Source organism: Cupriavidus sp. FW305-46, assembly GCF_058787075.1.
On sequence record NZ_JBYSZI010000092.1, the window covers coordinates 1 to 16,808 of the forward strand.

The window sequence follows — 16,808 nt, forward strand, 5'->3', positions numbered from 1 at the left end:
GAGCGGGGGCCGGGGCTGGCGCCTCGGCGGGCGCGGGCTCGGCCTTGCGCTTCTTCCAGAAACTAAACATTGGGGAATGGGGTCAATACCGGGGCCGATACCCTGGCGGCAGCCAATGCCAGCAGGCAACCGGTTATAAATCAATGGGTTACGCAGGCGTCGCGATGGCTGGGGAGAAACCGTTGTGGTCCCGGCCGGCGATTGCGTATAGTTCGCTACATGGCAGATTCATGCGCGCAGTCTTGCGCACGTGAGTCGATCGGCAAAATTCTAGCAGACGGGGTCGCATGAACCATTGCGCTGTCCTGACCGCTGCGGGCGCACAAGGCACCAAAGCCTGCGTCCCAACGCGCTTCCAACGCCTTTCATCCTCCTCCGAACCGCTTCCCGCCCGCGCCGCGCGTCTCGCGCGGCGAGTCATTCCCACGCTGCTGCTGGCCTTGCTGCCGTGGTCGATGCCGGCAGGGGCGCAGGGCGTGGTGGCCTCGCCGATGCCCGGCACGCAGACCGCCCCGGCCGGCGCGACCGCGCATGGCACGACCGAATACCGCCTGTCCAACGGGCTGCGGCTGATCGTCAAGGAAGACCACCGCGCGCCCACGGTGGCGCACCAGATCTGGTACCGCGTGGGCGGCATCGACGAGGTCAGCGGCACCACCGGCGTGGCGCACATGCTCGAGCACATGATGTTCAAGGGCACGCCCAAGGTCGGCGTGGGCGAGTTCTCCAAGCAGGTGGCCGCGCTGGGCGGGCGTGAGAACGCCATGACCAACCGCGACTTCACCATGTACTACCAGCAGATCGGCAAGCAGTACCTGCCGAGGATGATGGAGTTGGAGGCCGACCGCATGGCCAACCTCGTCATCACCAAGGACGAGTTCGAACGCGAGATGAAGGTGGTGATGGAAGAACGCCGCCTGCGCACCGACGACTCCGCGCGCGGCACCGTCTACGAGCAATTGCTGGCCACGGTCTACACCGCCGCCGCGTACCGCCACCCGGTGATCGGCTGGATGGACGACCTGGTCAATATGCGCGTGGACGACGTCAAGGAGTGGTACCGCCACTGGTACGTGCCCAACAACGCCATGGTGATTGTCACCGGCGACGTCAAGGCCGAGGAAGTGCGCGCCCTGGCCGAGCGCTATTACGGCAAGCTCAAGCCGCGCACGCTGCCGCTGCGCAAGGACCAGGAAGAGCCGGCGCAAAAGGGCATCAAGCGCATCTGGGTCAAGGCGCCGGCCGAGAACCAGTACATGGTGATGGCCTACAAGGTGCCGCGCCTGCGCGATATCGAGAAGGACGTCGACCCCTACGCGCTGGAGGTGCTGGCCGCCGTGCTCAACGGCTACGACAACGCACGACTGACGCGCGAACTGGTGCGCGAGCAGCGCCTGGCCGACGACGTCAACGTCGGCTATGACAGCATCAACCGCGGCGAGTCGCTGTTCGTGCTCGACGGCACGCCCGCCACGGGCCACAACACCGACGAGATCGAGCGCGCGCTGCGCGCCGAGGTCCAGCGTATCGCCAAGGAGGGCGTGTCGCCGGAGGAGCTCAAGCGCGTCAAGGCGCAGGTGGTGGCCGGCCAGATCTACAAGCGTGATTCGGTGTTCGGGCAGGGCATGGAAATCGGCGTGTCCGAGATCTCGGATATCTCCTGGCGCCAGATCGACCGCATGCTCGACAAGATCAAGGCCGTCACGCCGGCGCAGGTGCAGGCCGTCGCCGCGAAGTATTTCAACGACGACAACCTGACCGTGGCCACGCTGGTGCCGCAGCCGATCGATCCGAACAAGCCCAAGCCCCAGGCCCCGTCGGGCCTGCGCCACTGAGGAAAGGCGATGACTCAGTACGTCACCATCCCGCAGCGTGCGCTGCGCAAACTGGCCGGCGCCGCATTGGGCGCCATGGTCCTGCTGGCTGCGCAACTGGCGCAGGCCGCGATCCCGATCGAGCACTGGACCGCGTCAACCGGCGCCAGGGTGTTCTTCGTGCACAGCCCGTCGATCCCGATGCTCGACGTCAATATCGACTTCGACGCCGGCAGCCGCTATGACCCGCCGGGCAAGGCCGGGTTGGCCACGCTGACCGCCGCGCTGCTGGACAAGGGCGCCGCGGCGCTGGAGGGCCAGCCGGCGCGCGATGAAGCGAAGATCGCCGATGGCTTTGCCGATACCGGTGCCGCCTTTGGCGGCGCCGCCGGCGGCGACCGCGGCGGCATCGGGCTGCGCACGCTGACCGCCCAGCCGGAGCTGGACCAGTCGGTCGCGCTGGCCGCGCAACTGATCAAGGCGCCGACCTACCCGGACGCCGTGGTCGGGCGCGAGAAGCAGCGCCTGATCACCGCCATCCGCGAAGCCGACGCCAAGCCCGGCGTGATCGCCGACAAGGCGCTGGCCAAGGCCATGTACCCCGACCATCCCTACGGCGTGGCCGCGACCCCGGACAGCGTGGCGTCGATCACGCGCGACGACATCGTCAGGTTCTGGCGTGACAACTACGGCGCGCAGCGCGCGGTGGTGACGCTGATCGGCGCGGTCGACCGCAAGCAGGCCGAAGCCATTGCCGAGCAGCTCACGCGCGGGCTGCCGCCCGGCAGCGCGGCGCCGGCCATGCCGCAGGTGCGCCTGAACATCGCCCCGAGCGAGCAGCGCATGCCGCATCCGGCACAGCAGTCCAGCGTGGCCATCGGCCAGCCGGCGATTGCCCGCGGCGACCCTGATTATTTCGCGCTGCTGGTGGGCAACTACGTGCTGGGCGGCGGCGGCTTCAGTTCGCGCCTGACTGACGAGGTGCGCGAGAAGCGCGGCCTGACCTACGGCGTGGACAGCTACTTCGCGCCGTCCAAGCAGCCGGGTCCGTTCGGCATCAGCCTGCAGACCAAGAAGGCGCAGACCGACGAAGCGCTGGCGCTGGTGCGCCAGGTGCTGGCGCGCTTTGTCGCCGAGGGCCCGACCGAGAAAGAGCTGCGCGCGGCCAAGGACAACCTCATCAACGGTTTCCCGCTGCGCATCGACAACAACCGCAAGCTGCTGACTAACGTCGCCAATATCGGCTGGTACGGGCTGCCGCTGGATTACCTGGACACCTGGACCGCCCAGATTGGCAAGGTCACGCGCGAGCAGGTCAGGGCCGCTTTCCAGCGCCATGTGCGACCGGACAATATGGCGACGGTGATCGTCGGCGGCCCGGTCGCGGCGCCTGCGACCGCCGCCAGGCAGTGATGCCGGCACCGCTTGGGCCCGTCATGCGCGCCGGGGCTCCGGTGCGTGCGGCGAACCGGCCCGCAGGCTCTACAATCACGGGATGAATTCGCGTTCCCGATTGCCGTGGCCCGCCCCCCGCCGGCGGCCCGCCACCGGCGGGCGACCCGCCTCTCCTGCCGCTGCCAGCGGCGGGCGTTCCCCCGCTTCCGCGGCGCCACGCCAGGCACCGCGCCAGGAGCCATCCCAGGTCCGCATCATCGGCGGCCGCTGGAAGCGCACCTTGCTGCCCGTTCCCGATGCCCAGGGCCTGCGCCCCACGCCCGACCGCGTGCGCGAGACGCTCTTCAACTGGCTCGGCCAGGACCTGTCCGGGCTGGAATGCCTGGACCTGTTCGCCGGCTCCGGCGCGCTCGGCTTCGAGGCCGCCTCGCGCGGCGCCGCCGCGGTCACGCTGGTCGAGTCCAATGCGCGTGTGGCCAAGCAGCTGCGCGACAACCAGTACCGGCTCGATGCGGCCCAGGTGCGCGTGATGCAGGGCGATGCCTTTGCCATTGCCGCGCAACTGCCCGATGCCAGCTTCGACGTGGTCTTCCTGGATCCGCCCTTCGCCGAGGACTGGATCGGGCCGGCGCTGGAGCACGCGGCGCGGCTGTCGCGGCCCGGCGGCGCGGTCTATGTCGAGACCGACCATGCGCTGACCGGTGCCGACGCGCCGGTGCCGGCGTCGCTTGAAATCGTGCGCCACGCGCGCGCCGGCGCGGTGCATTTCCACCTGCTGCAGCATCGCGTGCCGGGCAACGGCGCTGCTTGATGCACCAGTCCGGGGCGATGGTCCGGGTAGGCCTGTTCCGCAATGAGGAAGGTCCCCTTCCTCAATGGGAAACGGTTTCATAGCTGCGCTGCGGCAAAACGGTGTGCCGGGCGGCTTCCAAGTGGCGCATTTGGGGTTACACTACGCCGCTGTTACAACGCTCGCGACGCAGCACCCACGCCGGTCCGGCCGGCGCAAGAGGCGGCCCAAGGCCGGCAGCGGGCAGATCAAGGAGGAAGTATGGTCATCGCGGTCTATCCCGGCACGTTCGATCCAATGACCCGGGGACACGAGGATCTGGTCCGCCGTGCGTCGAACATCTTCGACGAACTGGTGGTCGGCGTGGCGCACAGCCCCAACAAGCGCCCGTTCTTTTCGCTCGAAGAGCGCATCGGCATTGCCCGTGAAGTGCTCGGGCATTATCCCAATGTGCGCGTCGAAGGCTTTTCCGGCCTGCTCAAGGACTTTGTGCGCAACAACAATGCGCGCGTGATCGTGCGCGGCCTGCGCGCGGTGTCCGACTTCGAGTACGAATTCCAGATGGCAGGCATGAACCGCTACCTGCTGCCCGACGTGGAAACCATGTTCCTGACGCCGTCGGACCAGTACCAGTTCATCTCCGGCACCTTCGTGCGCGAGATCGCGGTGCTGGGCGGCGATGTCAGCAAGTTCGTGTTCCCGTCGGTGGAACGCTGGCTGCAAGAGAAAATCGGCAAACCGGAATAAAATAGCAGACTCAGATACGTCGAGTCGCGGCCAGTCGGGCGCGGGCGTGTCCGCAGGAAGGAAACACCATGGCGCTGATGATCACTGACGACTGCATCAACTGCGACGTTTGTGAACCCGAGTGCCCGAACGAAGCCATTTCGATGGGGCCCGAGATCTATGAAATCGACCCCAACAAGTGCACCGAGTGTGTCGGGCACTTCGACGAGCCGCAATGCCAGCAGGTCTGCCCGGTCGCCTGTATCCCCAAGGATCCGAACCGCGTCGAAACGCATGAGATCCTGATGCAGCGCTACCGGCTGCTGACGGCTGCCAAGCACGCGGCCTGACCCGCAGCTTCAGCAAGGCAAAAAAAGCCCCCGGCACCGCAAGGTGACGGGGGTTTAACTTTTCCCCAGTTACTGCTGGTACTACCTACTACACTGCGCGGTCACGCCCCCATCGGCTTGCCGTCACTACGGCGCACCACGATGGTGGACGAGCGCGGCGGCTTGGCCGCGTCCGGCCACGCGCCGGTGGGGTGCTGGATGTTAATGAAGCAGGTGGTCAGGTCCGGCGTGTAGGCGATGCCGGTGATCTCGCAGCCGGTCGGGCCGACCAGGAAGCGCCTGGACTGACCCGTCGGCGAGATGTAGTACATGCTGTTGTTGCCGAACGTGCTGGTGTAGGTGGCGCTGGTGCTGGAGTCGGTCTGCACCCACAGCCGGCCCTGCGGGTCGACGCGCAGGCCGTCGGGGCTCGAGAACGTGTCGCCGTTGATGTTGCCCTTCAGGTTGTCGGTGGCCAGCGACGGGTCGCCGGCCTGCAGCAGGATGCTCCACGTGAAGGTGGTCGCCAGCGGCGAATTACCGGCTTCGTTCCACTTGACGATATGGCCGTGCAGGTTGTTCTTGCGCGGGTTGGCGGCGTCGGTCTGCTGGCGGCCGCTGTTGTTGGTCAGCGTGCAGTACAGGGTCTTGTCCGGTGCGGCCGTGATCCACTCGGGGCGGTCCATCAGCGTGCCGCCGGCCACGCGCGCGGCCGACTTGGTGTTGATCAGCACGTCAGCCTGGCTGGCGAAGTCGACGGTGGTCGGCGCCGGCGAGACTGCCGACTGGGTCCAGTTGCCCGGATCCGAAGCGCCCACGGTCAGGCCGTTCTTGCCCTGCGACAGCTCGATCCACTGGCCGCTGCCGTCGGCATTGAACCTGGCCACGTACAGCGTGCCGGTGTCCAGGATGTTGGCGTTGGCGGCGCGGTTGTTAGGGTCGAACGCCTTGCTCGGCACGAACTTGTAGATGCAGCCCGGCGTGCCGTCGTCGCCCATGTAGAACGCGACGTTGTTGTTGGCGTCGGTCAGGAAGGCGACGTTCTCATGGTCGAAGCGGCCCATTGCGGTGCGCTTGGCCGGCGCGCCCAGCGTGCCGTACGGATCGACTTCCACCACCCAGCCGTAGCCGTTGTCGGCCTGGGTCGGGTCGATGTAGTTGTCGGTGCTTTCCTCGCAGGTCAGGTAGGTGCCCCACGGGGTATGGCCACTCGAGCAGTTGTTGAGCATGCCGACCACGGTCGAACCCACTACCGATGCCGCCGGACCGCCCACGCGGTACAGCGTGTTACCGGTGTAGCGCTTGTTGTAGATCGAGTCGCGCTTGACCTGCCACTTGCCGCTGGCGGCCAGTTCCACTTCGATCACCGAGATGCCGACGGCCGACAGCGCGATGCGCTTCTGTTCGGAGCTGGCCGTGCCGGCGTCATAGGTGCCGCCCGCGAACAGGATCTTGTAATCCGGCAGCTCGTGGTTGATGGCGAGCAGGCCGCCCTTCTGCGGATCGACGCCCGGCAGCGCGAAGTAGTGCATGCCGTCGTGGTTGCCGCCGGCCTGGCGCTCGGTTTCGGCCGAGGACTGGAAGGCGCCGGCATAGCCGGTGGCGCCGGCTTCGACCGGGTCGCCGGCGGAGAACAGCACGTCGACGCTGTAGCCGTTGGGCACGACCACGGCATCGGCGGTCGACTTGGCGACCGGCTCGAAGGTGACTTCGTAGCTCGGGCTGACCGGGCCGGGCGCGGGGGCAGGAGCGGGGGCCGGTGCCGGTGCCGGTGCGGGATCGTCATCGCCGCCACAGGCGGCCAGCAGGCCGCTGCCGAACGCCGAGGCCAGCGACAGGCCCAGGCCGCCGCGCAGCACCCGGCGGCGGGCCGGGTTGGCGGCTACGATGTCTTCGAGCATCTGGCCGGGCACGTCAACGTCGGGCTTGGCAGCGCGACTGGCGGCCCGCGCTTCATCGGTCAGGTACGACATGGGCTTTCCTCCTGTGGGTTGTCATGCGCATCGGCCACCATGCGATACCGACGCGATTGGAAACCACGGAATCTATGTGCCGCCCATGGCACTTTGATGACATATTGTCTGCAACAGCAGTCTTGGGCCGCCAAACCACGACGGGCCGCAGATGCGGCCCGTTTTCATACTCTTGTCGCAGGAATATGCGTATTTGTCAGCGCGTGGTATGCAGCTGCGCCATGGCGCGTTCGGCGTCGCCGCGTGCCAGCAGGCCGAGCGGCTCGATGCAGCGGTCGATGGCGGCATCGATGGCTTCCTGCTCCTCGCGCCGCGGTGGCTTGAGCACGAAGTTGACCACGTCCTCGCGGCCCGTGCCGGCGCCGCCGGGCGCGTTGCGCGGATGGCCCACGCCCAGGCGCAGGCGCCAGTAGTCCTGCGTGGACAGGTGGGCCGAGATGTCCTTGAGCCCGTTGTGGCCGCCCGCGCCGCCGCCGCGCTTGAGCTTGGCCGCGCCCGCCGGCAGGTCCATCTCGTCGTGCGCGACCACGATCTCGTCGGGAAGGACCTTGTAGAAGCGCGCGAGCGAGACCACGGCCAGGCCGGAGCGGTTCATGAAGGTCGACGGCTTGAGCAGCCAGATGTCCTGGTCCCACAGCCGCGCACGCGCGGCCAGGCCGTGGAAGCGGCCTTCCACGCGCATCGTGGCGCCGCCCATGCGGGCCAGCTGGTCCACCAGCCAGAAGCCGGCGTTGTGTCGGGTGGCCTCGTACTCCGCACCGGGATTGCCGAGGCCGACGATGAGCTTGATCATGCGTTTGACTGGGTCGTTGGCGCGCAAGGCTGTGCCACAAGCGCCAAGGATACCGAAAAACCGGCAGACGGCTGCCGGGCGAAAAAAAACCGCCGCAAGAAGCGGCGGTTTTCTTCCTGGCGCGGCCGCCAGGCCGCGACCGCTGCTGCAGCTTAGGCAGCCGGCGTTTCGCCAGCGGCTTCGCCGCCTTCGGCAGCTTCCGACACGGCACCAGCCGGTTGCGAGATGCTGGCGATGGCCGGGTTGTCGTCACCGTGGGTGATCACGGTCACGCCCTTCGGCAGCTTGATGTCCGACAGGTGGACGGTCTGGTTCAGCTCGACGGCGGCCAGGTCCACTTCGATGAACTCGGGCAGGTCGGCCGGCAGGCACGACACTTCCAGGTCGTTCACGATGTGGTTGACGATGCCGTGGCCCAGCTTCACGCCAGGAGCGGTTTCCTGGTTCATGAAGTGCAGCGGCACCTTGACGTGGATCTTGTCGTTGGCCGACACGCGCTGGAAATCGACGTGCAGCACCAGCGGCTTGAACGGGTGCATCTGGAATGCGCGCAGCAGGGCCTGTTCCGACTTGCCAGCGACTTCCAGTTCCAGGATCGACGAGTGGAACGCTTCCTTCTTCAGGGCGTGCCACAGCGCGTTGTGATCCAGTTCGATCATCTTCGGTTCGGCGGCGCCGCCGTAGATGATGCCGGGGGTCTTGCCCGAATTGCGCAGGCGGCGGCTCGCACCCGTTCCCTGTACGCTACGCTCGAAAGCGACAACTTTCATGATGACTCCAAAAGTAAGAAGGCCGTCCGCGACCAGACAGCCTCGTTGCGGCGCAAACAGAAAATGATGCGCCGATCAAGTCACGTTGATCGCCGAAAAACGGCGATCAACGCAGTAAAGCCTTAAATTCTATCAGGAACCCGCAAACAGCGACATGATCGAGTCGCCCTTGACGATGCGGGTGAAGGTCTCGGCCAGCAGCGGGGCGGTCGAGAGCTGGCGGATCTTGGTGCACTTGGCGGCTTCTTCGGACAACGGGATGGTGTCGCACACCACCACTTCGTCCAGCGCCGAGTCCGCGATGCGGGCGGCCGCGCCACCCGACAGCACCGGGTGCGTGCAGTAGGCGAAGACCTTCAGCGCGCCGCGCTCCTTCAGCACCTGGGCGGCCTTGCACAGCGTGCCGCCGGTGTCGATCATGTCATCCATGATGACGCAGTTGCGGCCGTCGACTTCACCGATGATGTTCATCACCTCGGCCACGTTGGCCTTGGGACGACGCTTGTCGATGATCGCCAGGTCGCAGTTCAGTTCCTTGGCCAGTGCGCGGGCACGGACCACGCCGCCGACGTCCGGCGACACCACCAGCAGGTCGCCGTAGTTCTTCTCGCGCAGGTCGCCCAGCAGTACCGGCGAAGCGTAGATGTTGTCGACGGGAATATCGAAGAAGCCCTGGATCTGGTCAGCGTGCAGGTCCATCGTCAGCACGCGCTCGACACCGGCGACTTCCAGCATGTTGGCCACGACCTTGGCCGAGATCGCGACGCGCGCCGAACGCGGGCGGCGGTCCTGGCGGGCATAGCCGAAGTAGGGCATGGCGGCGGTGATGCTGCGTGCCGAGGCGCGCTTGAGCGCGTCGACCATCACCATCAGCTCCATCAGGTTGTCGTTGGTCGGCGCGCAGGTGGACTGCAGCACGATGACGTGCTTGCCGCGAACGTTTTCCTGGATATCAACTTGAACTTCGCCGTCGGAGAAACGGCCAACCAACGCCTTGCCCAGGGGAATGCCGAGGTGCTGTACGACAGCCTCCGCGAGTTTGGGGTTGGCGTTGCCGGTAAATACCATCAAGCCTTCGCTGCTCATTCGGGGCACCTGTCTTGCTGCTGGGGGAGCTTGGCGTCACCGGCAAAGCCGGTGACTGATACAGAGAGTCCGTAAGGACACTATAGGAATGTAATGGCAGGGGAAGAAGGATTCGAACCTTCGAATGCCGGAATCAAAATCCGGTGCCTTGACCAACTTGGCGACTCCCCTACACAACCGGGCCGTTCTTCGTGGTACCAGACTGCCGTACCGCGCCGAACGAAAACTTGCTACGCGAGCGCTGCGAGCGGATGACGTGCCAGACTGCGCACACACCTGCCGTCCCATTCGGGAGGCAACCTTTCCAAAACCTGCTGCGCTGTTGCTGCGTCGGGAAAACGCGCAAACACGCAGGCTCCGGAACCGGTCATCCTGGCATGCTGATTGTGTTGCTTCAGCCATGCCAGGGCTCGGGCGACTTCGCCGAACTTCGCTGTTGCTATCGGTTCCAGGTCGTTGCGACCGAAATCGAATTTGTTTGTGCGAGCAGCGAAGACCGCAATTATGGAGAGCGGCGTATCCCTTGTCAAGCACTCGTCCGAAAAAATTTCAGCAGTGGGGACATGCTGTTTCGGGTGGATGACCACGAACCAGCTCTCGGGCAACTCGACTGGCGTCAGGTCCTCGCCGATGCCCTGTGCAAAGGCGTTCTGGCCCAACACGAATACTGGCACGTCGGCGCCCAGCGCCAGCCCGATGCGCATCAGTTCGGCACGCGCAAGGCCCAGTCCCCACAGGTGATTCAGCGCCAGCAGCGTGGTGGCGGCATCGGACGAGCCGCCACCGATGCCGCCGCCCATCGGCAGCGCCTTGTCGATGGCTATGTCGGCCCCGAACGTGGTACCGGTGGCCGCCTGTAACGCGCGCGCGGCGCGTACCACCAGGTCGGTCTCGGCCGGCACGCCGGGCACGTCGGTGACGCGTGCGACCACGCCGTCGTCGCGCCGGCGGAAATGCAGCGTGTCGCACCAGTCGACCAGCTGGAACACGGTCTGCAGCGTGTGGTAGCCGTCGGCGCGGCGGCCGGTCACGTGCAGGAACAGGTTGAGCTTGGCCGGCGCGGGGCAGTCGCGCAGTTCGGGCGGGGGCAGGGGCTGGCTGCGATGCATGGCGTGGTTCACGGCGTCCGGGGATCGATCACGAGGCGCACCGACAGCGGATTGCTGCCGGCGTCGCGCGCCAGGTCGATGCGGCGCGGCAGCTGGGCGGCTGCGTCCTGCCAGGCGACGTAGCGTACGGTCCAGCCGTTCTGCGCCAGTGTGGCCAGCCGGCCCTGCTCGTCGCGCGTGGTGCGCGCGGGCGCGCCCTGCGTGGCGCGGCCGTGCAGCCAGTCGCGCATGCCGGCCACCGGCAGCGCAAAGCCGAGCGCCTCCTCCATCAGGGTGTCGACCTCAGGCGCGTTGCGCGGCGGCTGGTTGGGCAGGTCGAGCGTGGCGCCGGACGGCGTTGCGGTGACCACGGCCAGGGTCTGGCCGAGCGGGGACACCAGGTCCAGCCGCACGTTGCGGCCCTGTTCTTCCCAGCGGAAGCTCCCCTGCACGCCTTCGTCGCGCCCGTAGCGCACGTAGTTGGCGGAGAAGCGGCCGGTGTATTGCTGGCTGGCGGCGGCCTGGTCGCCATCAAAGCTGCGCGACGGTGCCACGCTGGCACACGCCTGCAGCAGCAGCGGGGCGCCAAGGCAGAAGAGCGCCAGGCGTCGGGATCGGTTCATAGGCTTGGTCGTGAGAACGGCGGCGCGGCGGCGTCCGCCGGCTGACGGAAATCCGGCGCCGCGGACCCGGGCTGCGGGCCGCGGCGGGCGGGGTTACTTGGACACTTGCACGTTGACCTTGTAGCGGCGCAGCGTGTCGACCAGGGTCTCGTTCTCGGGATCGATGCGGACGGCCTCGGTCCAGGTCTTGCGCGCTTCGTCATGCTCGCCGAGCTGCCACAGCACCTCGCCCAGGTGCGCGCCGATCTCGGCCTCGGGCGCCTTGGAATAGGCGTTGCGCAGCAGGTCGGCCGCCGGGCGCAGGTCGCCCATGCGGAATTTGACCCAGGCCAGGCTGTCCATGATGTACGGATCGTCCGGCCCCAGCTCGGAGGCGCGCTCCAGCAGCTTGAGCGCCTCCGGCAGCCGCTCGTTGCGGTCCGCCAGCGAGTAGCCCAGCGCGTTGTAGCCCTGCTTCTGCTGCGGCTGCAGCGCAATCACCTTGCGCAGGCCCTTCTCCATGCTGTCGTAACGCTTCTGGCGCTCGTCGAGCATGGCCAGTTCGTAGATCCAGTCGGCGTTGTCGGGCTCGGCCGTAATGCGGTCGTTGAGCAGCTTGCGGGCGCGGTCATAGGCTTTGCTTTCCATCAGCGTGGCCACCTCGGCCTGGCGGATGGCGGTCATGCGCTGCGCGCGCTGGCCAGGATCGGAGATGTCCTCGGCGTCGGTGAGCATCTCGCCGAAGAGCGCCTGGGCGTCGTCGAGCTTGCCCATGCGCGCGAGCAGCTGTGCGCGCTTGGCGGTCGCCGCGGGCGCCAGCCGGATGTCCTCGATGCGGTCCAGCCACCGGATGGCGCCGGCGTAATCCTTGCGCTCCTCGGCGATCTGCGCCAGGTACTGGTAGGCAATGTCGGGGTTGGCAGTGGGCTGCTTCTCGACCAGCTGCAGGTATTCCTTCAGGTACTGCTCGGCCTCGCCGTAGCTCTTGGCCTGCAGGCTGGTCAGGCCCAATGCCAGCGGCACGCGCGGGTCGCCCGGGGCTACCTTGCGCAGGGTCTCGAACTCCTGCCGGGCCGACTGCATGTCGTTGCGCAGCAGGTACAGCCGCGCCAGCGTGATATGGCCGTTGACCGAATCGGGCGACTTGTCGAGGAAGCGCTTCAGGATCGCGACGGCTTCGTCCGGCTGCTTCTCGGCGCGCAGCTCGGCCGCCATCAGCGCGGCCGCTTCATAGCCCGGGCGCAGCCGCAATGCCTGGTCGAGCGCGGCGAGCGCGCCCGGCTCGTCGCCGGCGACTTCCCTGGCGCGCGCCAGCGCCAGCTGCGTTTCCGGCAGCTTGGTGTCATTCTTGGTCAGGTCCTGCAGCAGTGTGGCCGCGCCGGCCGCATCGCTGGTGCGCGACAGCTGCTGCTGCAGCTGCAGGATGGCCTCGCCGCGATGGCTGGCCGGCACCGCCGCCAGCTGTTGCTGCAGCAGGGGCCGGGCATCGTCCCAGCGCCCGTTGAGCACCAGCAGCGTCGACAGCACCTGCGCTGCCGCGGGCGAAGTCGGAGAAATCTCCTTCCACAGGCGCGCGGAGTCCAGTGCCTGCTGCGGGATGCGCGCATTGAAGGCGATCTCGGTGGCGCGCTGCGCGAAGCGCGGGTCGCGGGTCTGCCGGGCCAGTTCCATGTAGGTCCGGTAGGCCGGGCCGACCAGGCCGCGCTGCATGGAAATCTCCGCGGCCAGCACCATATAGACGATGTCGTCGGTCAGCTCCAGCGACGGCAGCGCGCTGCGTGCGGGCTTGGCGGCGGCGGGGCGCTCGCTTTCGGCCGCGGCCAGCTGCAGTGCCGATGGCAATGGCATGGCGCCCGCAGGCGGCGCGGCGTGGCTGGTGCCGGCGGCCAGGGCCAGCAATGCCGAGGCGGCCAGCGCACGCGCATGGCGGCGGGGCGTCTGGAAAAACCGGGCCAGGGCGCCAGCCGTGCGCGCTGTGCGGGAAACGGCGCCTGGAAAGGCGATCGGGAGGCCGCCCGCGGTGGCTTGCAATGTGGAGTCCGGCATCAGGTCCGGCATGAGGTCCGACATGTAGTGATTGCTCCGGCGCGCGCTGGCGAGGGATGGGAGAAAGCGCATTGATAAGGGCATTGTAGCCTGCCGCTACAATGCGCTGCTTGGCGCCGCAGGCCGGTGCCCGCAGGCGCCGCTGGAGTTTTGAGCGGTAACCAACGGAGAGGTTCGATGCCAGAATTGCCCGAGGTCGAGGTGACCCGGCGCGGCTTGCTGCCGCATGTGGTGGGACGGCGCATCGCCGCGGTCACGGTGCGCCACCGCGGCCTGCGCTGGCCGGTCGATCCGGAACTGGAAATGCGGCTGGCCCAGCGCGTGGTGCGCCGGATCGAGCGCCGCGGCAAATACCTGCTGCTGGAATGCGTGAGCGAGGCGGCGGGCGAGCCGGCCGGCTGGCTGCTGGTCCACCTGGGCATGACCGGCACGCTGCGGGTGCTCCCCGAGGCGCCGCCGCCTGGCGCGCACGACCACCTTGACCTGGTGCTGGCGCCGGCGTCCGGCGCCGCGGTGGATACCAAAGCGGGCACCATCGTGCTGCGCTTCCGCGATCCGCGCCGCTTCGGCGCCATCCTGTGGAGCACGCTGCCCGAGGCCGAACTGCCGTCGCACCCGCTGCTGCGCACGCTCGGCATCGAGCCCTTCGATCCTGCCTTCGACGGCGCCTGGCTGCACCGCCACACGCGCGGGCGCAGCGCCGCCATCAAGACCGTGCTGCTGGCCGGCGCCATCGTGGTGGGCGTGGGCAACATCTATGCGTCCGAAAGCCTGTTCCGCGCCGGCATCCGCCCGACCACCCCGGCCGGGCGCCTGAGCCGCGCGCGCTGCGACCGCCTGGCGCAGGCGGTGCGCGAGACCCTGGCGCAGGCGATCGAGCGCGGCGGCAGCACGCTGCGCGACTTTGTCGGCAGCGACGGCGCCAGCGGCTATTTCCAGCTTGATTGCCTGGTCTACGACCGCGCCGGCCAGCCGTGCCGGGTCTGCGCCACGCCGGTGCGCCAGATCGTGCAGGGCCAGCGCTCCACCTTCTACTGCCCGAACTGCCAGCACTGAGCCTTGGCGGCCACCCCGGGCAGGCGCCGTGTGGCGCACAATGCGCGCCGCCGGCGATTGTCGATGGGTCGGCGCAACACTCCTTGTGCAAGCCATTACGGAGGGGCGTGAATTCCACAAAACCGCCGTGGAAACCTGTATCGTGTGCGCAGTCATAAAAAGTTACAAAACGGCCCAACCGCTTGCAGGGTAGGCAGTGGCCAGGCCGGCATTGTGCGAACACGGGCGCAGCGCGCAAGCGGCGTGCCCCGAGGTAAAACCAAGTCAGCCGAACAGCTCCATGACAACGCTCGCCCACCAATTCGAACAATACGGCGCCTGGAGAACCGGGGTCCTCCAGTCACTGGCCGAATTCCAGTCCTGGCTGCAGCAGCACGACCTGTACGACGCCCAGGCCGATGACCGCGTGCAGCGCATCCAGAGCGTGCTGCGCAGCGACCGGCTCAAGGTCGCGTTCATTGCCGAGTTCTCGCGCGGCAAGAGCGAGCTGATCAACGCCATCTTCTTTGCCGACTACGGGCGCCGCATCCTGCCGTCGTCGGCGGGGCGCACCACGATGTGCCCGACCGAGCTGCGCTATGACGAGGCCGAGCCGCCGTGCATCCGGTTGCTGCCGATCGAGACACGCCTGCAGGAGGCCTCTACCGCCGACTTCCTGGAGGCCGGCACCTCGGCTTCGCACTGGCATTCGGTGCCGCTGGACCCGTCTTCGCCCGAGGGCATGCTGGCTGCGTTCCAGCACGTGGTGCAGACCGTGCGCGTGCCTCCCGTGCAGGCCGAGGCGCTGGGCCTGTACCACGAGAACGATCCCGATGCCGCCTACGCGGTCGATGCCGAGGGCATGGTCGAGATCTCGCGCTGGCGCCACGCCGTCATCAATTTCCCGCACCCGCTGCTGCGCCAGGGCCTGGTGATCCTGGACACGCCTGGCCTGAACGCGATCGGCACCGAGCCCGAGCTGACGCTGCGGCTGATCCCCGACGCCCATGTGGTGGTGTTCGTGCTGGCCGCCGATGCGGGTGTCACCAAGAGCGACCTGGAGCTGTGGCGCAGCCATGTCGGCGCCGGCCACCGGCGCGGCTGCCTGGCGGTGCTCAACAAGATCGACGGGCTGTGGGATCCGCTGCGCGAGCCGGGCGAGATCGCGCAGGAGATCGCGCGGCAGGTGTCCACCACCGCGCAGGTGCTGGGCATCGAACAGTCGCGCGTCTATCCGGTATCGGCGCAGAAGGGCCTGGTGGCCAAGGTCACGCACGACGACGAGCTGCTGGCGCGCAGCGGCCTGCCCGAGTTCGAGCACGTGCTGTCCGACCAGCTGATCCCGCGCCGGCGCGAGATCGTCTCGGACCAGGCGCACCGGCTGGTGCAGGATATGGCGCGCGCCGCGCAGCAGCTGCTGCAGAGCCGCCGCCGCGATATCGTCGAGCAGCTGTTCGAGCTGCGCGGCCTGCGCGGCAAGAACCACGCGATGGTCAAGCACATGCTGATGCGGGTGCAGGGCGAGAAGGAAGAGTTCGAGCAGAGCATCAGCAAGTTCCAGGCGCTGCGCCTGGTCTTCGGCCGCCACAGTGCCGACATCATCAAGAGCCTGCAACTGCGCGACGTGCGCCTGACCATGCGCAGCGCGCGCGAGCAGATGAAAGAGCGCTTCTTCTCGCGCGGACTGCGCGAAGACATGGACGCGCTGTTTGCGCAGCTGACCAGGCTGGTGACCGATGCCGACAACAAGATCGGCCAGCTGCACCAGCTGATCGAAAGCATGTACCGGCGCTTCAACGCCGAGCACGGCTTCACGCTGCCCGCGCCGATGCAGTTCACTGCCGAGCGCTACGTGGCCGAGCTTGAGGAAACGCTGCGCCTGGTGCATGCGCACTTCGGCACGGTCAGCATGCTGACGCGCTCGCGCCCGCAGCTGGTCCAGAGCGCCTTCAGCACCATGGCCAGCCGCGTGCTGGAGAACTTCCGCGACCTGAACCGCGATATCGAGGTCTGGCTCAAGTCGGTAATGACGCCGCTGGAAGCGCAGGTGCGCGAGCACCAGAAGCAGCTGCGCCGGCGCGTCGATTCGATCGAGCGCATCCACGAGGCCACCGACACGCTGGAAAGCCGCATTGCCGAGCTCGAGGAAGTGCTCAACGGCCTGGACGAGCGCAGCGGACGTATCGAGGGCTACGCGCAGCGGCTGCTGCGGCCGACGGCTGCAGCCGACAGCGCGAGCCTTGCGGTGGCCTGATCCTGAAGCCGGTATATCATGTGGCGCCGCACTTAGCGGCGCCTTTTTCTTTGGTGCGCCGCGCGCCCCCGCGCTTCAGAACGTTTTACCCAGATGCCCCGCAAACC

At 67.5% G+C, this 16,808-nt stretch carries 14 protein-coding genes and 1 tRNA gene; 7 read left to right on the forward strand and 8 right to left on the reverse strand.

The genetic code is table 11. The features are described 5' to 3' along the window. Nucleotides 1-287 precede the first annotated feature (287 nt). The 5 genes from AC3WON_RS29005 to AC3WON_RS29025 all read left to right on the forward strand — a co-directional run bounded on the left by AC3WON_RS29005 (nt 288) and on the right by AC3WON_RS29025 (nt 5,075). Nucleotides 288-1,835, forward strand: a complete 1,548-nt coding sequence (locus AC3WON_RS29005) for a M16 family metallopeptidase (RefSeq protein ID WP_492318950.1) — start codon at nt 288-290, stop codon at nt 1,833-1,835. 9 nt (nt 1,836-1,844) lie between these two features. Continuing rightward, a complete protein-coding gene (locus AC3WON_RS29010) occupies nt 1,845-3,227 on the forward strand; it encodes a M16 family metallopeptidase (RefSeq protein WP_492318951.1) in 1,383 nt (460 codons plus the stop codon). Between the two features lie 82 nt (nt 3,228-3,309). After that, the gene (rsmD, locus tag AC3WON_RS29015; RefSeq protein WP_492353290.1) at nt 3,310-4,020 is read left to right on the forward strand and encodes a 16S rRNA (guanine(966)-N(2))-methyltransferase RsmD; all 711 of its coding nucleotides are present in this window, start codon (nt 3,310-3,312) and stop codon (nt 4,018-4,020) included. Between the two features lie 240 nt (nt 4,021-4,260). Continuing rightward, on the forward strand, nt 4,261-4,746 hold the full coding sequence (gene coaD / locus AC3WON_RS29020) for a pantetheine-phosphate adenylyltransferase (protein ID WP_010814369.1): 486 nt from the start codon (nt 4,261-4,263) through the stop codon (nt 4,744-4,746). A gap of 68 nt (nt 4,747-4,814) precedes the next feature. Continuing rightward, nucleotides 4,815-5,075 (forward strand): YfhL family 4Fe-4S dicluster ferredoxin, encoded by a 261-nt coding sequence (locus tag AC3WON_RS29025; protein WP_035822613.1) that lies wholly within the window; start codon nt 4,815-4,817, stop codon nt 5,073-5,075. A 101-nt stretch (nt 5,076-5,176) separates the two neighbouring features. Here the strand turns inward: AC3WON_RS29025 and AC3WON_RS29030 are convergent, their stop codons facing one another. The 8 genes from AC3WON_RS29030 to AC3WON_RS29065 all read right to left on the reverse strand — a co-directional run bounded on the left by AC3WON_RS29030 (nt 5,177) and on the right by AC3WON_RS29065 (nt 13,436). After that, complete coding sequence (locus AC3WON_RS29030) at nt 5,177-7,027, reverse strand: PhoX family protein (RefSeq protein ID WP_492318952.1); 1,851 nt, start codon at nt 7,025-7,027, stop codon at nt 5,177-5,179. A 196-nt stretch (nt 7,028-7,223) separates the two neighbouring features. After that, nucleotides 7,224-7,820 carry an aminoacyl-tRNA hydrolase gene (gene pth / locus AC3WON_RS29035; protein ID WP_492318953.1) on the reverse strand — a complete coding sequence of 199 codons (597 nt, stop codon included), beginning with the start codon at nt 7,818-7,820 and terminating at the stop codon, nt 7,224-7,226. Between the two features lie 152 nt (nt 7,821-7,972). Beyond that, nucleotides 7,973-8,590: a 50S ribosomal protein L25/general stress protein Ctc gene (locus tag AC3WON_RS29040; RefSeq protein WP_316152755.1), complete on the reverse strand. Its 618-nt coding sequence runs from the start codon at nt 8,588-8,590 to the stop codon at nt 7,973-7,975. Nucleotides 8,591-8,722: 132 nt separating this feature from the next. Further along, on the reverse strand, nt 8,723-9,676 hold the full coding sequence (locus tag AC3WON_RS29045) for a ribose-phosphate pyrophosphokinase (RefSeq protein WP_010814374.1): 954 nt from the start codon (nt 9,674-9,676) through the stop codon (nt 8,723-8,725). A gap of 94 nt (nt 9,677-9,770) precedes the next feature. Next, nucleotides 9,771-9,847: transfer RNA gene (locus AC3WON_RS29050), tRNA-Gln, on the reverse strand. 59 nt (nt 9,848-9,906) lie between these two features. Beyond that, nucleotides 9,907-10,785, reverse strand: coding sequence for a 4-(cytidine 5'-diphospho)-2-C-methyl-D-erythritol kinase (gene ispE / locus AC3WON_RS29055; RefSeq protein ID WP_492318955.1), 879 nt, complete (start codon nt 10,783-10,785; stop codon nt 9,907-9,909). Nucleotides 10,786-10,793: 8 nt separating this feature from the next. Continuing rightward, nucleotides 10,794-11,387, reverse strand: coding sequence for a lipoprotein insertase outer membrane protein LolB (gene lolB / locus AC3WON_RS29060; protein WP_492318956.1), 594 nt, complete (start codon nt 11,385-11,387; stop codon nt 10,794-10,796). A 93-nt stretch (nt 11,388-11,480) separates the two neighbouring features. After that, a complete protein-coding gene (locus AC3WON_RS29065) occupies nt 11,481-13,436 on the reverse strand; it encodes a tetratricopeptide repeat protein (RefSeq protein WP_492353291.1) in 1,956 nt (651 codons plus the stop codon). A 153-nt stretch (nt 13,437-13,589) separates the two neighbouring features. Here AC3WON_RS29065 and mutM point away from each other — a divergent pair, with 153 nt between their 5' ends. Then, entirely contained in the window at nt 13,590-14,468 is an 879-nt protein-coding gene (mutM, locus tag AC3WON_RS29070; RefSeq protein ID WP_492318958.1) for a bifunctional DNA-formamidopyrimidine glycosylase/DNA-(apurinic or apyrimidinic site) lyase, read from the forward strand. A 280-nt stretch (nt 14,469-14,748) separates the two neighbouring features. Continuing rightward, nucleotides 14,749-16,701 carry a dynamin family protein gene (locus tag AC3WON_RS29075; RefSeq protein ID WP_492353292.1) on the forward strand — a complete coding sequence of 651 codons (1,953 nt, stop codon included), beginning with the start codon at nt 14,749-14,751 and terminating at the stop codon, nt 16,699-16,701. The last annotated feature ends 107 nt before the right edge of the window (nt 16,702-16,808 follow it).

Excerpts from the sequence above, each read along its gene's own strand:
- AC3WON_RS29005 (WP_492318950.1), top strand. The coding sequence starts at position 288 with ATGAACCATTGCGCTGTCCTGACCGCTGCGGGCGCACAAGGCACCAAA.
- AC3WON_RS29010 (WP_492318951.1), top strand. The coding sequence starts at position 1,845 with ATGACTCAGTACGTCACCATCCCGCAGCGTGCGCTGCGCAAACTGGCC.
- rsmD (WP_492353290.1), top strand. The coding sequence starts at position 3,310 with ATGAATTCGCGTTCCCGATTGCCGTGGCCCGCCCCCCGCCGGCGGCCC.
- coaD (WP_010814369.1), top strand. The coding sequence starts at position 4,261 with ATGGTCATCGCGGTCTATCCCGGCACGTTCGATCCAATGACCCGGGGA.
- AC3WON_RS29025 (WP_035822613.1), top strand. The coding sequence starts at position 4,815 with ATGGCGCTGATGATCACTGACGACTGCATCAACTGCGACGTTTGTGAA.
- AC3WON_RS29030 (WP_492318952.1), bottom strand. The coding sequence starts at position 7,027 with ATGTCGTACCTGACCGATGAAGCGCGGGCCGCCAGTCGCGCTGCCAAG.
- pth (WP_492318953.1), bottom strand. The coding sequence starts at position 7,820 with ATGATCAAGCTCATCGTCGGCCTCGGCAATCCCGGTGCGGAGTACGAG.
- AC3WON_RS29040 (WP_316152755.1), bottom strand. The coding sequence starts at position 8,590 with ATGAAAGTTGTCGCTTTCGAGCGTAGCGTACAGGGAACGGGTGCGAGC.
- AC3WON_RS29045 (WP_010814374.1), bottom strand. The coding sequence starts at position 9,676 with ATGAGCAGCGAAGGCTTGATGGTATTTACCGGCAACGCCAACCCCAAA.
- ispE (WP_492318955.1), bottom strand. The coding sequence starts at position 10,785 with ATGCATCGCAGCCAGCCCCTGCCCCCGCCCGAACTGCGCGACTGCCCC.
- lolB (WP_492318956.1), bottom strand. The coding sequence starts at position 11,387 with ATGAACCGATCCCGACGCCTGGCGCTCTTCTGCCTTGGCGCCCCGCTG.
- AC3WON_RS29065 (WP_492353291.1), bottom strand. The coding sequence starts at position 13,436 with ATGTCGGACCTCATGCCGGACCTGATGCCGGACTCCACATTGCAAGCC.
- mutM (WP_492318958.1), top strand. The coding sequence starts at position 13,590 with ATGCCAGAATTGCCCGAGGTCGAGGTGACCCGGCGCGGCTTGCTGCCG.
- AC3WON_RS29075 (WP_492353292.1), top strand. The coding sequence starts at position 14,749 with ATGACAACGCTCGCCCACCAATTCGAACAATACGGCGCCTGGAGAACC.